Below are 17,271 nucleotides of genomic sequence, written 5' to 3' on the forward strand. Positions count from 1 at the left end.
GACGCACCGTCGGCCAGCCCGTCCTGGACGTAGAACTGGTCGCCGTAGGGAAGGAAGCACGCCGTGCCGTAGTCGATCTGTGAGCACAACAGGTCCGGGGCGCCGGGGAAACCGCCGACCTGGACCGCGTCGTTCCATTCCCACTCCAGCGGCGGTGGCGCCGCTGCCGCCGGCGTCGCCACGGGCAGACCGGCGACACCCATGAGTACGGCCGCCGCCAGCACCACGCCCCGCCTACGAGCGAATACCCGCATCCGTGTTCCCCCTGTTCCCCGTTGCCGATGACTGTCGATCCCAAGGATTCGGGTCGGGGTCGGATGCCGGCAAGGCGTACGGCGTTCGGTCGTGTTCCGAACTGTTCGCCGTGCCGACGGCGGTCCCTACGCGAGCGTCCCGACCGGCGCGGCCCGTCGGGACGCTGCCCACCCGGAGCATCAGACGGCCGGCCGAGGGTCAGCTTCCAGCCCTCGATCACACCCTCGTTGCCTCCGTACTGGTCCTGGACCCGCAGCCGCCAGACGCCCTGGGTCCGCTTCGCCGACAGGTCCAGGATGAAGGTCTGGTAGACGTTCGACACCCCCATCCCGTTGGAGTTCTGGAGCACGAACTCCTGTCCGTCCGGTGCGAGCAGGGAGACGCGGAGCTCCCAGGCCCACGGGTGACGGACCTTGACCTCGACGTAGCTGGTGGCCGACGGTGCCCGGCCACAGGCGGCCACGTTCATCGGTGAATCGGCCCTGCCCTCGTCCGGAATCCGCACGTCGGCGGTGGCGAGGCCGCCGCACGCCGGTGCCGGCAGGTCGGCACCGGCCAGGTTGAGCTTCCACGAGTCGAGGAAACCGGAACCCATCGGTCCGGAGTCGTTGACCCACAGCAGCCAGGTGCCGTTCGCCGTCTCGGACGACAGGTCGTAGGTGAACGTGTAGTCGACGTCGTCGGTCGTGCCGCCGGTACGGAAGAACAGGTAGTACCAGGTGCCGTCGGGCGCGATCAGCCGGACGTCGAGGTCCTCGATGGCGTTGTGGTCGATGTGCACCTCCACCGTGCTGTTGCGGGCGGCGGCGCCGGCGCAGCCGCTGATCGTGATCGGGACCTCGGCGGCCCAGTTCCCGGACAGTGTCGTGTCGGTGCCGTTCGCGGCGACACAGCCGGGGACGCCGTCGACGCGCAGCCGGAACAGCGTCGGACGGGTCGCGCCGGTACCCGTTCCGATCACCGTGACGGTGTAGTCGCCGGCCATCGTTTCCGGACCCGTGCTGATCGTGAGTGTGGTCGTCCCGTCCGAGGAGATGGTCGCCGGCCGGAACGTCGCCGTGACGCCGTCGGGCAGGCCGGTGGCGACCAGGGAGACCGGCTGCGTCGACCCCCGCGTGACGGTGCCGGTGATCGTGGTGGAGACGGTGCCACCGGCCGTCACCGTGCCGCTCGCCGGGGTGGCCGCCAGTGCGAAGTCGTCGGCCGGGGTGACGTGGTCGACGTGGAGCAGTCGGTTCGGCGAGCCGGCGCCCGCGTCGGTCACCACGCCCGGCGTGGCGTCGGCCAGGAGTTCCGCGGTCACCTGCGCGGGCGGGTAGGTCGGGTGGTCGGCCAGGATCAACGCGGCCGCCCCGGCCACGTGCGGGGTGGCCATCGACGTCCCGGAGGCCGTGCGGGTGGCCGTGTCGCCGCCGACGTACGCCGACGTGATGCCGACACCCGGCGCGAACAGGTCCACGCAGGTACCGACGTTCGAGAACGGCGCGCGGGCGTCGTCGGGACCGGTGGCGGCCACCGTGATCGCGGCCGGGACGGCGGCCGGGGTGGTCTGGCACGCGTCGGCGCCGTTGTCGTTGCCCGCGGCCACCGCGTACGTGACACCGTCGGCGATGGACCGCGTCACGGCCTCGATGACGGGCGGGTACGACGGGCCGCCGAGGCTGACGTTCGCGACCGCCAGCTCGCCGGGGTCGTGGTCGGCGGTCACCCAGTCGATACCGGCGATCACCTGCCCGATGTGCCCGCGTCCGGCACAGTCGAGCACGCGTACCGCCACCAGCTGCACGTTCTTGGCCACTCCGAAGGAGGAGCCGCCCAGCGTGCCGGCGACGTGGGTACCGTGGCCCTCGCAGTCGGTGGCGTCGGCGTCGTTGTCGACGAAGTCCCAGCCGGACACCGCCCGACCGGCGAAGTCGGTGTGGGTCAGGTTGATCCCGGTGTCGATGACGTACGCCCGGACCGCCGGCGAGACGTCCGGGTAAGTGAACGAGTTGTCGACCGGCAGCGTGCGCTGGTCGACCCGGTCGAGGCCCCAGGACGGCACCGGGCTCTGGGTGTCCGCGGTGGACACGAAGTGGTTCTGCGTCACCGAGGCCACCGCCGGGTTGGCCGCCAGCCGGCGGGCGCCGCGTTCGGAGAGCCGGGCCTCGAAGCCGCGTAGGGCGTGCCGGTAGACCAGACCGACGCCGCCGCCCTGCCGCGACGCGAGGGACCGTGCCGTGCCGTCCACGGCGTCGGCCGTGACGGCGGAGTCCCGCAGGACGACGATGTAGGAGCCGGCCACGGCGGTCGGACCGCCGGCGGCGTGAACCACCCCCTCGGCCGGGGCGGCCATCACGGGCGTGGCGGTCGTGACGAGGGCCAGCAGGGTCGCCGCGGCCAGGATGCCGGACCGGGGTAAGGAGGTCCTGCGATGTCCTGTCGATGCCATGGTCGCCTCCCCGGAACGTGGGTGACGCGTCGGGGGCCCGGACGCGTCCGGCGGTACGGTGGGTTGGATCTCCCGACAGCCGTACCACCGACACCATGGGTCATCGATCTCAATGGATTCTTAGAGTTCCGGACTGACGGATATCCGGCGACGTCGTATTGATAGGGGAGAATGCCGACTACCCTCCGGATGTCAGTGCCCGGAGGTGCCGGGCGGCCAGCAGGCGGAGGCCGTATGACCGAGCGGAGCGAGGTCATCATCCAGCACAGGCGACCAGGTCATGGCCTCGACGAGCGCAGCGAGGAGAGGTCATGACCGACCAACGCGTCCGTCCGGACACCCGACGAACGTTCCATCCGGCACCCGGGACGAACCGTTCCGAGGTCGCGGTCGTGCCCGGGGCCGCCGAGGTGCGGACGACAAAGGAACTGGCCCTGCTGCTGCGTCAGCTACGACGCCGCCATGCCCGCCAGCGGGGCGACACGCCGCTGACGTACCGGCAGTTGGCGGCGAGGACGGGCTGGTCGCACGGGGTCATCGGGGAGTACTTCGCGGGGAACATCCTGCCGTCGACCGAGCGGTTCGACGTCCTGATCCGGCTGCTCGGGGCCACCGGCGCCGAGCAGGGGGCGCTGGCCACCGCGCGGGACCGGGTCGAGGAGCGTCGCCGTCAGCTGGAGCCCGCCGACGAGGCCACCGGGGACGCCGGGTCCGCCGTCGCGCCGGCTCCGGACCGCGCCCCGGGCGCCGATGCGGTCCGGACCTGGATTCCCGTGCCGCACCAGCTACCGCCGGCGCTGACCGGCTTTGTCGGCCGTGCCGCGCAGCTCGCCCAGCTCGACGCCGCCTGCGGCGGCCCGTCCACCGCCGACGGGGCGGACGGCCCGGGTGAGCCGGCCGCGACCCCGGTGGTGCTGTCGGGCACCGCCGGGGTCGGCAAGACGACCCTGGCCGTGTACTGGGCGCACCGGGCCACCGACCGGTACCCGGACGGCCAGCTCTACGTCAACCTGCGGGGATTCGACCCCACCGGTTCGACGGTGACCCCCTCCGAGGCGGTACGGGGCTTCCTGGAGGCCCTCGACGTACCACCCGACCGCATCCCCACCCACCTGCCCGCCCAGGTGGGGCTCTACCGGAGCCTGCTCGCCGGCCGTCGGATGCTGATCGTGCTGGACAACGCCCGTGACGTCGAACAGGTCCGTCCGCTGCTGCCCGGCAGCCCGAGTTGTCTGGTGCTGGTGACCAGTCGCAACCGCCTTGCCGGCCTGGTCGCCACCGAGGGCGCCCGACCGCTCACCGTCGACCTGCTCAGCCCCGACGAGGCGTGGCAGCTGCTGGCCCGGCGCCTCGGCGCGGACCGGTTGACGGGCGAACCACAGGCCGTACACGAGATGATCGAGCGGTGCGCCCGGCTGCCGCTGGCGCTGGCCGTGGTCGCCGCCCGGGGCATGACACATCCCACGTTTCCGCTCGCCACCCTCGCCGCCGAACTGCGGAGGACGCCCCGGCTGCTCGACGCCTTCGACGGCGGTGACGCCGGCACCGACGTACAGGCGGTCTTCTCCTGGTCCTACCAGAGTCTGACCCCGCCGGCCGCACGCCTGTTTCGGCTCCTCGGCTGTCATCCGGGGCCGGAGATCGGCATCCCCGCCGCGGCCAGCCTGGCCGGGCTGCCCCGCGACCAGGTACGCCGGCTGCTCGCCGAGCTGGCGCACGCCCACCTGATCAGCGAACCGGCACCGGGCCGGTTCGGGGCCCACGACCTGCTGCGCGGGTACGCGGCCGAGCTGGCCGAGAGCGTCGAGGCGGCGGAGACCCGACGAGCGGCGATCCGGCGCGGTCTGGACCACTACCTGCACACGGCCAACGCGGCCGCACTGCTGTTGCAGCCCGGCTGGGACCCGATCGCCCTGTCCGACGTGCCACCCGGGGTCGAACCGGAGGAGATCGCCGACCACGGTCACGCGCTGGCCTGGTTCGACGCCGAGCACCGGGTGCTGCTCGCGGCGATCGCCCACGCCGAGCGCTCCGGGTTCGAGGGACACACCTGGCGGCTGGCCCGGACCCTGGTGGATTTCCTCCAACGTCGGGGCCACTGGCCGGACCTGGGCGACGCCCAGCGGACCGCCCTGGCCGCGGCCCGGCGGACGGACGACCGGACCGGGCAGGCGAACGCGCACCGCGATCTCGCCCGGGTGCTGGTCCGGCTGGGACGTCCGGACGAGGCGGAGGGCCACTACCACGCGGCGCTCGCGCTCTTCGGCGAACTCGGTGACCACACCGGGCAGGCGCGGACCCACCGGGCGTTCGGCGCGTTGCTGGACCGACTGGGCCGGCACACCGAGGTGCTGCACCACGCGACGCGGGCCCTCGAGCTGTACCGGACCGCCGGTCACCTGGCCGGGGAGGCCAGCGCGCGTAACGGGGTGGGCTGGGCACACGCCCAGCTCGGCCAGTACGGGCCGGCGCTCGACCACTGCCGGCAGGCGCTGGCGCTGCTGCGCCGGACCGACGACCGGCACGGCGAGGCGAACACCTGGGACAGTCTCGGCTTCATCCACGACCGGCTCGGCCAGCACGGTCGGGCGGCTTTCTGCTACCACCGGGCGCTGGGCCTGTTCGCGCAGATCGGCGACCGGTTCGACGAGGCCGACACCCTGACCCGGCTCGGTGACAGCCGGTCCTCCTCCGGAGACCGGGCGGGCGCCGTGCGTACCTGGCGGCGGGCCCTGCACATCCTCGACGATCTCGGCCATCCCGACGCGGACCGGGCCCGGGACCGGCTGGTCCGTGCCACCGGGCGCGCGGCGGGTACGGAGGGCGCCGGCCACAGGCGGTGGCACCGCTGATCGCGGTTCGTGGTCGCACCGGCGACCGGGCGGTGAAGGAACTGATGCCGGATCGGCCGCGTCCGCCCGGCCGCGTGACAACCGGGTGACCCAGACGGCCTACATCTGGAGCCGCCCGACCGGGGCATCCGGGTGTTCGGCGGTCCAGACCCGGGTCGGGGACGTCCGGACGGCCGACCCGATGACCGACGTGTGCCGGGTCACCGTCGCCGGCGTCGCCACGGCCACCAGGAGCCAACAGTTGCGGGAGTTCTGCTCGGTCGAGACTGAGACGTGCCGAGCCCGACCGGACCGGTTGAACCGGGGAAGGCGCGGTACGGACACCCGGCGGCCGGCGAACGGCCGGGTCCGGCGGGCTGCCGACCCGGCCAGCGCGAAAGTCCTGCCGGGCGCCGGCCGACTCCCGGTGGCTCAGGTGCAGCCGATGCCGTTGAGGGTGAAGTCACGGGGTGCGGCGTTGTTGCCGCTGTGGCTGGCCTGGAAGCCGATGGTGGTGGAGCGCCCCGGCGGTATGGCGGCGTTGTGGCCCACGTTTGTCGCGGTCACCTGACCACTGGCAGGTGCGTACGTGGCGTTCCAGCCGGAGGTGATGGTCTGCCCGGAGCCGAGCGTGAAGCTCAGCGACCAGCCGTCGATCGCGCCCGTGCCGGTGTTGGTGACGGTGATGTTGCTGACCAGACCGGTGTTCCAGGCGTTCACCGACGTGGTCACCTGACAGGCGCCGGGACCCGGCGGGGCGGTGGTGGGCGGGGCACTGGTCGGCGGGGTGGTGGGCGGGTTGCTGGTCGGCGGGGTGGTGGGGCCCCCGTCGACGGTGATCGTGGAGATGCTCCGCGCGGGGACGGTGACGGTCACCTGGCCGCCGTTCACGGTCGCCGGCTGTGCCGCCGCGCCCAGGGTCTGTGAGGTCACGGAGTATCCGGCGGTCGAGACGCCTCCGGGGACCTCGACGACGGCGTTGCTGACCGCGCTGCTCGAACGGTTGAGGATCACCAGTGTGGTCTTGCCCCTGCCCTGGTAGGCGGTGACCTCCAGCGCGGCGGCCCGGGAGCTCTTCGAGACGGCGACCCGCCGGTCGCCGGGGCGGACGTACTTCGAGTACTGCGCGAACGCCTGGCCACGCCGGAGGACCGCGCCCTTCGTGGTCCCGTACTGCGGGTCGCCGTCACCGATGTAGGAGTAGAAGCGGCGGCCGTACCACCAGACGTACGCGCTCCAACCGGACTCCATCGACCGGTGCACCGTCCGCATGATGTCGTCGAGGGTCTCGTTCCAGACGGCCGCGTTGCTCGGGTTCCCCCAGATGTTCGCCCCGTTGCCGTCGGCCGCGTGCAGGTTCCACTCGGTCATCCACTGGTTCTTGCCGTATTGGGCGGCGAGTGGGTAGGGGGAGAGGTTTCCGCTGTTCTCGGCGTCGTACAGGTGCCCGCCGACGTAGCCGATGGTGGCGCGCGCGGTGGCGTCCTGCAGCGTGGGGTCGGAGTACGCGCGGTTGAACCTCAGCGACTCGCCGACCATGAGTCTGGTGTCCCTGACCTTGGCACCCTGGTCGCGGACCCAGTTGCGCATCTCGGTGCCGGTCCAGTCCATCGAATCGTAGTCCGGGTGCCAGTCCGGCTCGTTCTGCACCGAGGTCACGTCGATCGTGACGCCCTGGTTCTTCATGTACTGCACGTAACTGTTCAGGTGCTCGGCATAGTCGTCGTAGTAGTCGGTCCTGAGCTTGCCGCCACCCACCCTGCTGTTGTTCGTCTTGAAGTGCGCGGGAGCCGTCCAGGGCGACGCGAGGATCCTGACATCGGAGCCGTGGGCCTTCGCCGTCCGCAGGCTGTTCGCGTACAGGCCCCATTCGCTCGACACCGGCGACACCACGGTCCGGATGATCGACAGACCCAACTCTCCCTCGCCCGTACCGACGAGGGTCCGGGTCTCGCTGTCCGTCCACGGGTTGCCGGAACCACCGAAGATCGGGGTCGCGGCCCCGAACCCGTCGATGGTCTGGTACGACGTGGCGGGGTTGACCGTGATGTCCGGCGTCGCGGCCGACAGGGGCGGGGCGGTCAGCACGCCCGCCACGCTGGCCAGCGCGGTCGACGCGGCCACCACCAGGATCCGGGACCTTCTCACGATTCACTCCACTGGCTCGGACGGCAACAGCGTCGACGGGCGGAGGGCCGAGTGGCGTTAAGAATAGACGTTATTCGATGCTCGCGCTAACGCGGATCGTTCGGCGCCGACGCCCCCGGCGCGGTGGACGGGTCAGGCTCGGCGGGATGGGCGGAACAGGTCGCGCACCTCGTCCAGCATGACGACGAGCGCGGCGGCGACCAGCGCGGCGGCGACGGCCAGGACCGCTCCGGCCGGACGCACCGGACCGACCGGGGCGAGCACACCGGCCACGGCGCAGCCGACGAGGAAGGCGTTGCGCCACACGTGGTGCCAGCCCAGCGGCTCCGCCGTACGGCCGAAACACCGGCAGGTGGCACCATCCCGCCGCAGGTTCCTGACGATGGCGAGGGTGAAGGCGAGCAGCAGCCCGGCAGCGCAGAGGAAGCCGGCCAGCGGCAGCACCGCCAACAGGACGACGGCGGTGAACTCCGCGGACACCACCGCCGCGGCGAGCGGGCCGGCCGGCCGGAAGCCCAGGTCGCGTACCGAACGGGTGAACTCGCGGTACGCGGCCCGGCCGGAGACCTTGCCGACCGCCGCCGCCAACAGGACCACGCCGAGCAGCACCCGGCACCCGATCTCGACGTACATCCGTCATCGCCTCCCTCTGGCCACGCCCAGGACCGCCTCGGGCGGCACCGCGCCGAAGTGCCGCGAGTCCTGGCTGTGCACGTTGTCCCCGCGTACCGTCACGGCGCCGTCGGGCTCGACCCGGTGCACGCGCTTCACCATCCACGGCACGTCCGTCTCCGGCACGACGTCGCGGGCCCGGAAGACGACCAGGTCACCGACGGCCGGCGCCCGGCCGACGCGGACGACGAGCCGGTCGCCGTCGTGCAGGGTCGGCGCCATGCTCTGACCACGGACGACCACCAGGCGCCAACGGCGACGCAGCCAGCCGGTCATGTCGCCGCCAACTGGTAGCCGCCGGCCTGGAGGCGGAACAGCCGGGCGTACTCGCCGTCGGCCGCCATCAGCTCGTCGTGGCTGCCCGACTCGGTGACCCGCCCGGCGTCCAGGACGACGATGCGTCGCGCGTCGCGCAGGGTGCTGAGCCGGTGGGAGATCAACAGTCCGGTACGCCCGTGACGGATCCGGGCCAGCGACGCGTGCACCCGGGTCTCGGCGTCGGCGTCCAGTCCGGAGCTCGGTTCGTCGAGGACGAGCAGGTCGGCGTCGGCGCGCATCAGGGAGCGGGCGAGCGCGACCCGCTGCCACTGCCCGCCGGAGAGCGTCACCCCCGGCTCGCCCTCCTGGTCGGCGAAGGTACGGCTGAGCAGTGTGGCGTACCCGTGCGGGAGCGCCCGGAGCCGGTCGTGGATCTCGGCGTGGATCGCCGCGTCCTCGACCTGCCCGGGGGTGTGCGGCAGCCGACCGACGCCGATGTTCTCCGCCGCGGTGAGGTCGTAGCACATGAAGTCCTGGAAAACCGCGCCGACGCGCTGTCGTAGCGTCTCGACCCGCAGCTCACGCAGATCCACCCCGTCCCAGGTGATCCGGCCGCGAACCGGGTCGTAGAAGCGGCAGAGCAGCTTCACGAGGGTGCTCTTGCCGGCGCCGTTGAGGCCGACGAGCCCGACGGCCTCACCGGCGGAGATGGTGAGGTCGACGCCCTGCAGAATCCAGGGTCCGTCCTCGTCGTAGCGGAACCACACGTCCTCGAACCTGATTTCGGTGCGCAGCGGCGGCGCCGGTAGCGAGCCGTCGGCCAGGTCGACCGGGGTGTCGAGAACGGCGACGTAGTGCCGGAACAGGCGCATCGCCGCGCCGACCTCGCCGAGCTGGCCGGCGATGCCCGCCAGACCGCTCTGCGTCGCGCCGAACGCGGCCAGCAGCAGCGTGAGGTCGCCGATGGTGAACCGGCCGCGGAGCGCGGCGTTCACCGCGATCACCGTGGCGACCAGGGTCACCGCGGCGCCGATCAGCGCCCAGCCGGCCTGCACCGTCGTGACGTGCCGCGCGGCGGTCAGTTCGAGCCGGTTGGCCGCCCGCAGGGCGCCGGTGAGTCGGTCGTGGAAGAACCGGCCGAGGTGGTAGAGGCGCACCTCGCGGGCGGCGCGCAGGTCGGTCAGCACGGTCTGGAACAGGAACCGGGCCCGGAACAGGCCGGCACTGTCCTCCACCGCCCGGGCGGTACGTCGGGACAGCCGCAGCTGGATGAGGAACTCGGGCACCGCCACGGCGAGCAGCAACAGTCCGGCCGGCGGCCAGAGGGACGCCAGGATCAACGCGAAGCCGCCGATGGTGACGACGTTCTGGGCCACCGAGACGGTGAACATGACCACCGCGTACGGCGCCTGGTCGGCGGCCTGCTGGGCCAGGGCCAGCCGGTCACGCAGCGCGGGCCGCTCGAACGGGGCCAGGCCGAGAAAGCTGTTCAGTTTCCGGTACAGCCGCACGTCGGCGGCGATCGTGATCGCGTGCTGCAACGCGGTGGTGAAGTAGCCGGAGAGCCGGTTGGCGATCGCCGCCAGGGCCACCAGGACGGCGATCGCCACCGCGTACCAGGTCGCGGTCGACGCGCTGGCCGCGCGGCCCCTGGCGACCTCGTCGAAGAGCAGCTTGGTGAACCAGGCGACGCCGATCGGCGGGGCTGCGCCGACCAGGACGAGGACGACCATGGCGGTGAGTGCCCTCGGGTCGGCGCAGCCCAGCCGTACGGCGGCTCGCAGCGTCGCCACGTCTCAGGCCAGGACCGGGAGTTGGTGGCTGGCGTCGACGACCACACCGTCGGCGACGGACAGCACCGCCGGGAAGCCCTTGACCCGCAACTCCCGCTCGGCGAGCTCCTCGGAGAGGGTCATCGTGTCGAAGCCCTCCAAGCGCGGGACCATCGACGCGGTCTCCGCAGGGGTGCCGATCATGACGACGAGGGCGTCGTGCCGGTAGCGTCCGGCGTCGGCGGTGAGAGTGTCCAGGATGGTCTGGCACGGCGGGCAGGTCGGGGTCAGCATCACCACGGTGCGCCGCCCGGCGGCCAGGTCGGCGTACGGGAAGCCGCTGACGTCCAGACCCGGGGCGGGCAGCACCTCGGGGACGGGCTCGCCGTCGTGGACGTGTCCGGCCCGCACCTCGCGCAGCCGTCGGGCCAGGGCCAGGGTCAGGACGAGGTTGAGCGCGGCGACCGCGCCGATGACGATGAGGGCGGCGTTGGCGAGAGCCGGCATGGGAACTCCTCGGCGAGTCGGGGGTGGGGGCGCGCCGCCGGGGGCGCCCCCACCGACGGGGCGTCAGGTCAGCAGACGCCGGCCTTCTTGACATAGCAGACCGACCGCGACGTGCTGGTCACGCACGCGCCGTTGCAGTTGAAGTAGCCCTGCCGGTAGTAGCGGAAATAGACGCCGCCCGAGCAGTAGCCGTTGGACGCGACGCACGCACACGCCTGACCGTTCTCCGGCACACAGGCGCCGGCCTCCGTACGGCCGAGCACCTTGCCGAGGACCGCGTCGCCGACGCGGGTGATGATCCTGGTCATGGCAGACCTCCTTTGTGGGTGGTTGCCGACCACTCTGCGGGTCGCCGCTGCGCGCGCCCTGCGCGTCTACTGCGGATGCGCTGCGCTCCGCCAGTGCGCGAGCCGTTCGTGCAGGTCGTCGACGTACTGGGCGGCGTGGAAGTGTTCGAAGATCCGCAGCGCCTCCTCGCCGAGGGGGACGGCCAGGTCGTACCGCCCCAGGGCGGCCTGCGCCCGCGCCAGCAGGCTCAGCGAGTTCGCCAGCGGGTACGGCTGTCCGATGCCGCGCAGCATCACCACCGAACGGTCCAGCTCGGCCACGGCCCGGTCCGCGTCGCCGTCCTCGAGGTACGCCTTGCCGAGCAGTCGGCGGGAGATCGCCTCGCCCCACTCGTAGCGCAGCTCCCGGAACGCCGGCACCGTGCGGGCCAGTAGTCGGCGCGCCGAGACGAGGTCCCCGGCGGCGAGGTACGTCGCGGCCAGCGCCTGCTCGCCGGTGGTCACGCTCAGCCGGTCCCCGAGTCGCCGGGCGGTGGCCACCGCCCTCCCGAGGTGCTCCAGGGCCTGCGGCCACTGCTCGGCGTGCCGGTACAGCAGCCCGAGGCCCTCCCGGGCGAGCGCCTCGCCCCACAGGTCGCCGTCCTCCTCGAAGTACCGTAGGGCCGCGGCGAAGGCGTGCACGGCGAACGGTGAGGTGAGCTGGTACTGCCCGTGCTGCTCGCCGAGGGTCAGCAGCACGTGCCCGCCGACCGGGCCGACCGGCCAGTGCGCGGCGCACAGCCGCACCATCCGCAGCAGCGCGGCGTCCGCCTCCCGTACCCGGCCCAGGGCGCGGCAGCACAGGGAGTAGCCGTGCAGCACGGCGAGCCGATGGGCCACCATCGACGCCGGGCTGTCCCGGTAGGCCGTGCGCAACAGCGGTACGGCGTCGGCGTGTCGGTTCACCATCCGGTAGGCGGTGCCGAGGCACAGCCGCACCGAGGTCCGGGTCGGCGGGCACAGCTCGGTCTCCCGGTCGAGCACGTCGCGCAGGCAGTCGGCGAGCTCGGGCAGGTGCTGACTGCGCATGATCGCGAAGTTGCCCAGCGTGCGGGCCAGCCGCCCGGCCAGGTCGACCGCGTCCCACCCCAGCAGGTCGTGTACCGCCGCCACCAGGTTCTCCCGCTCCGCCTCGAACCAGTCGACGGCGTCCCAGGTGTCGAGCGACGCCGACACGTCCGCGGTCGGCAGGGCCTTGCAGGGCAGCGACGCGTCGGCGCGTTCGGCGTACCCGAGCAGCCGGGTGTACCAGTCGAGCAGCTGGTCGGTGGCGACGGTGGTGCGCTCCCGGGCGTGCAGCCGGATCAGGTCGTGCATCCGGACCCGGCCGTCGGGTTCGGGTGTCAGCAGGTGGGCCCGGCACAGCTGTTCCAGCAGCGGCTCGGTGGTCTCGTCCCACATCCCGAAGGTGCGCAGCGACGTACGGCTCAACACCGCGAGCAGCCGCGCGGCGGGCGGCGGCAACCGCTCGAACCCGACCGTGAAACTGCTGCGTACGTCGAGGTCGCCGAGGGACAGTTCGTCGAGGCGGCGCCGCTCGTCGCGCAGCCGGTCGCGGAGCCGGGCGACGGTCATCGCCTCCCGTTCGGCGAGCCGTACGCCGGCGATCCGCAACGCCAGCGGCAGCCGACCGCACAACTCGACAACCTCGGCGGCCGCCGGGGCCTCCCGGTTGATCCGCTCCACACCGGCGAGGTTGGCCAGCAGGTCCAGCCCGTCGCCGACCGGCAGGACGTCGAGCGGGACGACCTCGGTGCCCGGCAGCTCGGGCAGCGTCGCCGTACTGGTGATCAGCGCGCTGCTCCGGGCGGGCGGCAGCAGGGGGCGTACCTGCGCGGCGTCCGCCGCGCTGTCCAGCATCACCAGCATCGGCTGTTCGGAGAGTACGGACCGGTAGAGCGCGGCGCGTTCCTCGGCCTCGGTCGGGATGGCCTCCCCGGCCACGCCGAGGGCGCGCAGGAAGGCGCCGAGCACCACGCCGGGTCGGGCCGGGTCGGCGCTGTTGCCGCGCAGGTCCGCGTAGAGGCACCCGGCGGGGAAACGGTGCCGGCTCTCGTGCGCCGCGCGCAACGCCAGCGTCGTCTTGCCGGCACCCGAGAGCCCGGTCACGACGACCACCTGGGCGGCCCCGGTGGCCGCCGGGGTGCGGCCCAGCAGCGACAGCAGCAGGCCGAGTTCCTTGTCCCGTCCGACGAAGTCACCGGGGACGCCGGGTAGCTGGTCGGGCCGCACCCACGGCCGGGGTGCGGTCTCCTGCTCGCTGCGCTCGCTGGCGAGGATCTCCCGGTGCAGTCGCCGCAGTTCCGGCCCCGGGTCGATGCCGTGCTCCTCGGCGAGCAGCCGGGCCCCGTCCCGGTACACCGCGAGCGCCTCCGCCTGCCGGCCACCGCGGTGCAGGGCCGTCATCAGTTGGCCGCGCAGCCGTTCGCGCAGGGGCCGGTCCCGGACCAGCGTGGTCAGTTCCGGTACGAGTTCCCGGTGCAGGCCGAGCGAGAGCAGTGCCTCGACCCGCAGCTCGGTCGCGTGTCCGCGCAGCTCGTGCAGCCGGTCGCGATCGACCTCGACCAGCGTCGCCCCGACGTCGACGTACGCGTCGTCGCGCCAGCGGGCCAGCGCCCGGTCGAGCAGCTCCACGGCGGCCCGGGCGTCGGTGGTGGCCGCGGCGGCCCGCACCTCGGCGGCGAACTCCGCCGCGTCCACGGTCACCTCGGCGTTCAACTGGTAGCCGGGGGACCGGGTGAGGACCAGTTCCGGTGCCGTACCGCGCCGAACCGAGGCGACAATCGCCTGGACCCGGTTGCGTGCCCCGGCGGGCGGGTGATCCGGCCAGAGGCCGTCGATCAGACGGTCGACGGAGACGACCCGTCCACGGTGGGCCGTCAGGCTCGCGACGAGTGCCCGTTCCAACGGGGCGAGCGGCACCGCCGTCCCGTCGACCTCCACCTCGATCCGTCCGAGGACGCCGACCCGATACCCCTGCACCGCGCAAAGCTAGCGCGCGCCCGTGAGCTGCGTACCTCCGGCCGGCCCGATGGTCGTGGCCCCGACCGAAGACGGTCGAACCGGGAGCGACCGTCCGGCGGAGACCTGCGTCTCGTAAGCCGGAGGAGGACTTGGCGGCCGTCGTACAGTGCGACGGCGACACCGACGACCGGTGGTGCCACCGTGGGCACCGCCGAACCGCGGAGCTCGGGAACGGACGGGGTGGTGGACCAGACGTGATCGACAGTGGAGCCGTGGGAACCGAGCGGAGCGCGGGCCGGCGTTACCGCCTGTTGGGGCCGGTGGCGGCCGACGAGGGCGGCGAACCGCTGCCGTTGGGCGGTCCCAAGCCGCGCACGATCCTGGCCGCGTTGCTGCTGCAGGCGGGCCGGGTGGTGCCGGAGGAGCGGCTGATCGACCTCACCTGGGGCGAGACGTGGCCGGCCACGGTCCGCGGCCAGCTCCACACGTACGTCTCGGGCCTGCGTCGCCGACTCGGCGCCGGGACGGTGGTCCGCCGTCCACCGGGCTACCTGATCAACGTCGGGCCCGGCGAGCTGGACCTGCACGAGTTCGAGGCGGCCGTCGCCCGGGCGCGGGGCGAAACCGACGCGGCCGTCCGGGCCGACCTGCTGGGCCGGGCCCTCACGTACTGGTCCGGCCCGGAACTGTCCGGCACCACCACCTGGCTGCGCGGCACCTACGGGCCCGCCCTGCGGGAGCGGCATCTCGTCGTGTGGGAGGACCGGTACGACGCCGAGCTGGCCGCCGGCCGGTGTGCCGAGGTGGTCGGCGCGCTGCGGCAGGCCGTCCAGACGGAGCCGCTCCGGGAACGGCTGCACGCCCAGCTGATGCGCGCCCTGCACGGCTGTGGTCGAACCGCCGAAGCCCTTGACGTCTACGCGGCCGTCCGGGCCCGGCTCGCCGACGACCTCGGTGTGGACCCGGGTGAGCTGTTGCGCGACGCGTACCGGCTGGTGCTCGGCGCAGACGAGCCTCGGTTCAGTGGGCCGGGCTTCAGCGTGCCCCGGCAACTGCCCACCCCGCCGTCCGGCTTCGTTGGCCGGACCCGACAGCTCGAGCAACTGGACGCGGCTGTGCGGCCCGGCTCCGACGCGCGTATCGTCGTGCTCACCGGCACCGCCGGCGTGGGTAAGACCACACTGGCGGTGCGCTGGGCGCACACGGTGCGGGCCCGGTTCCCGGACGGGCAGCTCTATCTCGACCTGCGCGGCTTCGACCCCACCGGTGCGGCGGCGAGCCCGGCGGAGGCGGTTCGCTGCCTGCTCGACGCGATGCAGGTGCCCGCCGACCGGATCCCACCCGGCCTCGACGCCCAGGTCGGCCTCTACCGCAGCCTGCTGGCCGACCGGCGGATTCTGGTGGTGCTGGACAACGCCCGCGACGCCGACCAGGTGCGTCCGCTGCTGCCCGGCACCGCCTCCGGCTTCACGGTGGTGACCAGCCGAGCCGACCTGGCCAGCATCGTGGCGGCGGAGGGGGCGGTACCGGTACCGCTGGACCTGCTCACCACCGACGAGGCCCGACGTCTGCTGGCCGGCCGGATCGGCGCGGACCGGGTACGGCGGGAGCCGGCGGCGGCGGACGAGATAGTCGCCGCCTCGGCCCGGCTGCCCCTCGCCCTCGCCGTCGTCGCGGCGCGGGCCGCCGGACGTCCCGCTTTCCCCCTGGCCGCGATCGCCGCCGAACTGCGGGACCACGACCGGCTCGACCCGTTCGACGGGGGTGCGCCCCGCAGCGACGTCCGGACGGTCCTCGCCGCCTCCTACCGCACCCTCGACGCCGCCGCGGCGACGATGTTCCGGCTGCTCGGCCTGCACCCGGGGCCGACGATCCCGGTGCCCGCCGCGGCGAGCCTGGCCGGCGTGGACGTCGAGGCGGCCCGCCGCGCACTGGTCGCCCTCACCCGCGCCCACCTCGCCGACGAGCCGGCCCCGGGCCGCTACGGCATGCACGACCTGCTCCGCGAGTACGCCGCCGAGCTGGCCCGGCACCACGACGACCGGGCGTGGCGGCGGGCGGCCACCCGGCGGCTGCTCGATCACCACCTGCACACGGCCATCGCGGCGGACCGGTGGCTGAACCCGCACCGGGACGCCATCACACCCGGGCCGCCGTGTGCCGGCGTACGCCCCGAGCCGATCGCCGACGCCCACCGGGCGATGGAGTGGTTCACCGTGGAGCATCCGGTGCTGGTGGCGTTGGTCCTGTCCACGTCGGCCGGCTTCGACGCGCAGCGGTGGCAGCTGGCCTGGGCGCTGGGCACGTACTTCGACCGGCAGGGCCACTGGGACGACTACGTCGCCGTCCAGCACGCGGCGCTCGGCGCGGCCGAGCGCGACGCGGGGCCGCTGGGCAGCGCGCACACCCACCGCAATCTGGGTCGTGCGTACAGCCGGCTGCAGATGCTGTCGGAGGCGGACACGCACCTGCGGCGGGCGCTGGAGCTGTACGACCAGGGCGGCGAGGAGACCGGTGCGGCACATGTGCACGGCAACCTGTCCTGGGTACTGGAGCGGAGTGGTCGTCACCTCGACGCCCTGCACCACGCGCGGCAGGCGATGCTGCGGTACGAGCGGCTGGGCGACCGGGCGATGACCGCCAACGCCCGCAACACGGTCGGCTGGCAGCACGCGCAGCTCGGTGAGTTGGACGAGGCCTTCGCGCACTGCCGGGCGGCGCTGACCCTGCTGCGGGAGACGGGGGACCGGTTCGGGGAGGCGGTCACCTGGGACAGTCTCGGTTACATCCACCAGCGGCGGGGCGAGCCGATGGAGGCGGTGGCGTGCTATCGGCGGGCGCTGGAACTGTTCCGCGAGGTGGGGGACCTCAGCAACGAGGGACAGACGTTGCGCAAACTCGCCTCCGCGTACGAGGTGGCGGGAAACCACGCCGCGGCGGGCGACTCGCGGCGTGCGGCGCTGCGCATCCTCGACAGGCTCGGGCACCCGGACGCGGAGCAGCTCCGCGCCTCGGACGAGCCGGCCGCAGGTGAACAGGACTGACTGAGCCCCTCCCTCGGTCGAGGCCCCGCGGCCGGACGGTCGGGCCGGAGCCGCCCCGCGGCG

General features: G+C 73.2%; 9 protein-coding genes and 1 pseudogene. 2 read left to right on the forward strand and 8 right to left on the reverse strand.

Annotated elements, in window-relative coordinates; all coding sequences use genetic code 11:
- Nucleotides 1-460: 460 nt before the first annotated feature.
- Nucleotides 461-2,686: pseudogene (locus tag ABGB05_RS23815) on the reverse strand (S8 family serine peptidase); the annotation flags it as partial.
- 311 nt (nt 2,687-2,997) lie between these two features.
- Here ABGB05_RS23815 and ABGB05_RS23820 point away from each other — a divergent pair.
- Nucleotides 2,998-5,538 carry a tetratricopeptide repeat protein gene (locus ABGB05_RS23820; protein WP_347655691.1) on the forward strand — a complete coding sequence of 847 codons (2,541 nt, stop codon included), beginning with the start codon at nt 2,998-3,000 and terminating at the stop codon, nt 5,536-5,538.
- Nucleotides 5,539-5,949: 411 nt separating this feature from the next.
- Here ABGB05_RS23820 and ABGB05_RS23825 read toward each other — a convergent pair whose 3' ends face one another.
- The 7 genes from ABGB05_RS23825 to ABGB05_RS23855 all read right to left on the reverse strand — a co-directional run bounded on the left by ABGB05_RS23825 (nt 5,950) and on the right by ABGB05_RS23855 (nt 14,182).
- The gene (locus ABGB05_RS23825) at nt 5,950-7,665 is read right to left on the reverse strand and encodes a cellulose binding domain-containing protein (protein ID WP_347655692.1); all 1,716 of its coding nucleotides are present in this window, start codon (nt 7,663-7,665) and stop codon (nt 5,950-5,952) included.
- 132 nt (nt 7,666-7,797) lie between these two features.
- Nucleotides 7,798-8,298, reverse strand: coding sequence for a MauE/DoxX family redox-associated membrane protein (locus ABGB05_RS23830; RefSeq protein ID WP_347655693.1), 501 nt, complete (start codon nt 8,296-8,298; stop codon nt 7,798-7,800).
- Between the two features lie 3 nt (nt 8,299-8,301).
- Nucleotides 8,302-8,613 carry a S24/S26 family peptidase gene (locus ABGB05_RS23835; RefSeq protein WP_347655694.1) on the reverse strand — a complete coding sequence of 104 codons (312 nt, stop codon included), beginning with the start codon at nt 8,611-8,613 and terminating at the stop codon, nt 8,302-8,304.
- Nucleotides 8,610-10,388 carry an ABC transporter ATP-binding protein gene (locus ABGB05_RS23840; RefSeq protein ID WP_347655695.1) on the reverse strand — a complete coding sequence of 593 codons (1,779 nt, stop codon included), beginning with the start codon at nt 10,386-10,388 and terminating at the stop codon, nt 8,610-8,612. The genes ABGB05_RS23835 and ABGB05_RS23840 overlap by 4 nt, the downstream gene beginning before the upstream one ends.
- A 3-nt stretch (nt 10,389-10,391) precedes the next feature.
- Nucleotides 10,392-10,874, reverse strand: a complete 483-nt coding sequence (locus ABGB05_RS23845) for a hypothetical protein (RefSeq protein WP_347655696.1) — start codon at nt 10,872-10,874, stop codon at nt 10,392-10,394.
- Nucleotides 10,875-10,942: 68 nt separating this feature from the next.
- The gene (locus ABGB05_RS23850; RefSeq protein ID WP_347655697.1) at nt 10,943-11,182 is read right to left on the reverse strand and encodes a hypothetical protein; all 240 of its coding nucleotides are present in this window, start codon (nt 11,180-11,182) and stop codon (nt 10,943-10,945) included.
- Between the two features lie 66 nt (nt 11,183-11,248).
- Nucleotides 11,249-14,182, reverse strand: a complete 2,934-nt coding sequence (locus ABGB05_RS23855; RefSeq protein ID WP_347655698.1) for a BTAD domain-containing putative transcriptional regulator — start codon at nt 14,180-14,182, stop codon at nt 11,249-11,251.
- A 254-nt stretch (nt 14,183-14,436) separates the two neighbouring features.
- Here ABGB05_RS23855 and ABGB05_RS23860 point away from each other — a divergent pair, with 254 nt between their 5' ends.
- Nucleotides 14,437-17,208: a BTAD domain-containing putative transcriptional regulator gene (locus tag ABGB05_RS23860; RefSeq protein WP_347655699.1), complete on the forward strand. Its 2,772-nt coding sequence runs from the start codon at nt 14,437-14,439 to the stop codon at nt 17,206-17,208.
- Nucleotides 17,209-17,271 lie beyond the last annotated feature (63 nt).

It is taken from the genome of Plantactinospora sp. B5E13 (assembly GCF_039871775.1).
Classification (GTDB): Bacteria; Actinomycetota; Actinomycetes; order Mycobacteriales; family Micromonosporaceae; genus Plantactinospora.

Coding starts and splice junctions, on each gene's coding strand:
- ABGB05_RS23820 (WP_347655691.1), top strand. CDS start 2,998: ATGACCGACCAACGCGTCCGTCCGGACACCCGACGAACGTTCCATCCG.
- ABGB05_RS23830 (WP_347655693.1), bottom strand. CDS start 8,298: ATGTACGTCGAGATCGGGTGCCGGGTGCTGCTCGGCGTGGTCCTGTTG.
- ABGB05_RS23835 (WP_347655694.1), bottom strand. CDS start 8,613: ATGACCGGCTGGCTGCGTCGCCGTTGGCGCCTGGTGGTCGTCCGTGGT.
- ABGB05_RS23845 (WP_347655696.1), bottom strand. CDS start 10,874: ATGCCGGCTCTCGCCAACGCCGCCCTCATCGTCATCGGCGCGGTCGCC.
- ABGB05_RS23850 (WP_347655697.1), bottom strand. CDS start 11,182: ATGACCAGGATCATCACCCGCGTCGGCGACGCGGTCCTCGGCAAGGTG.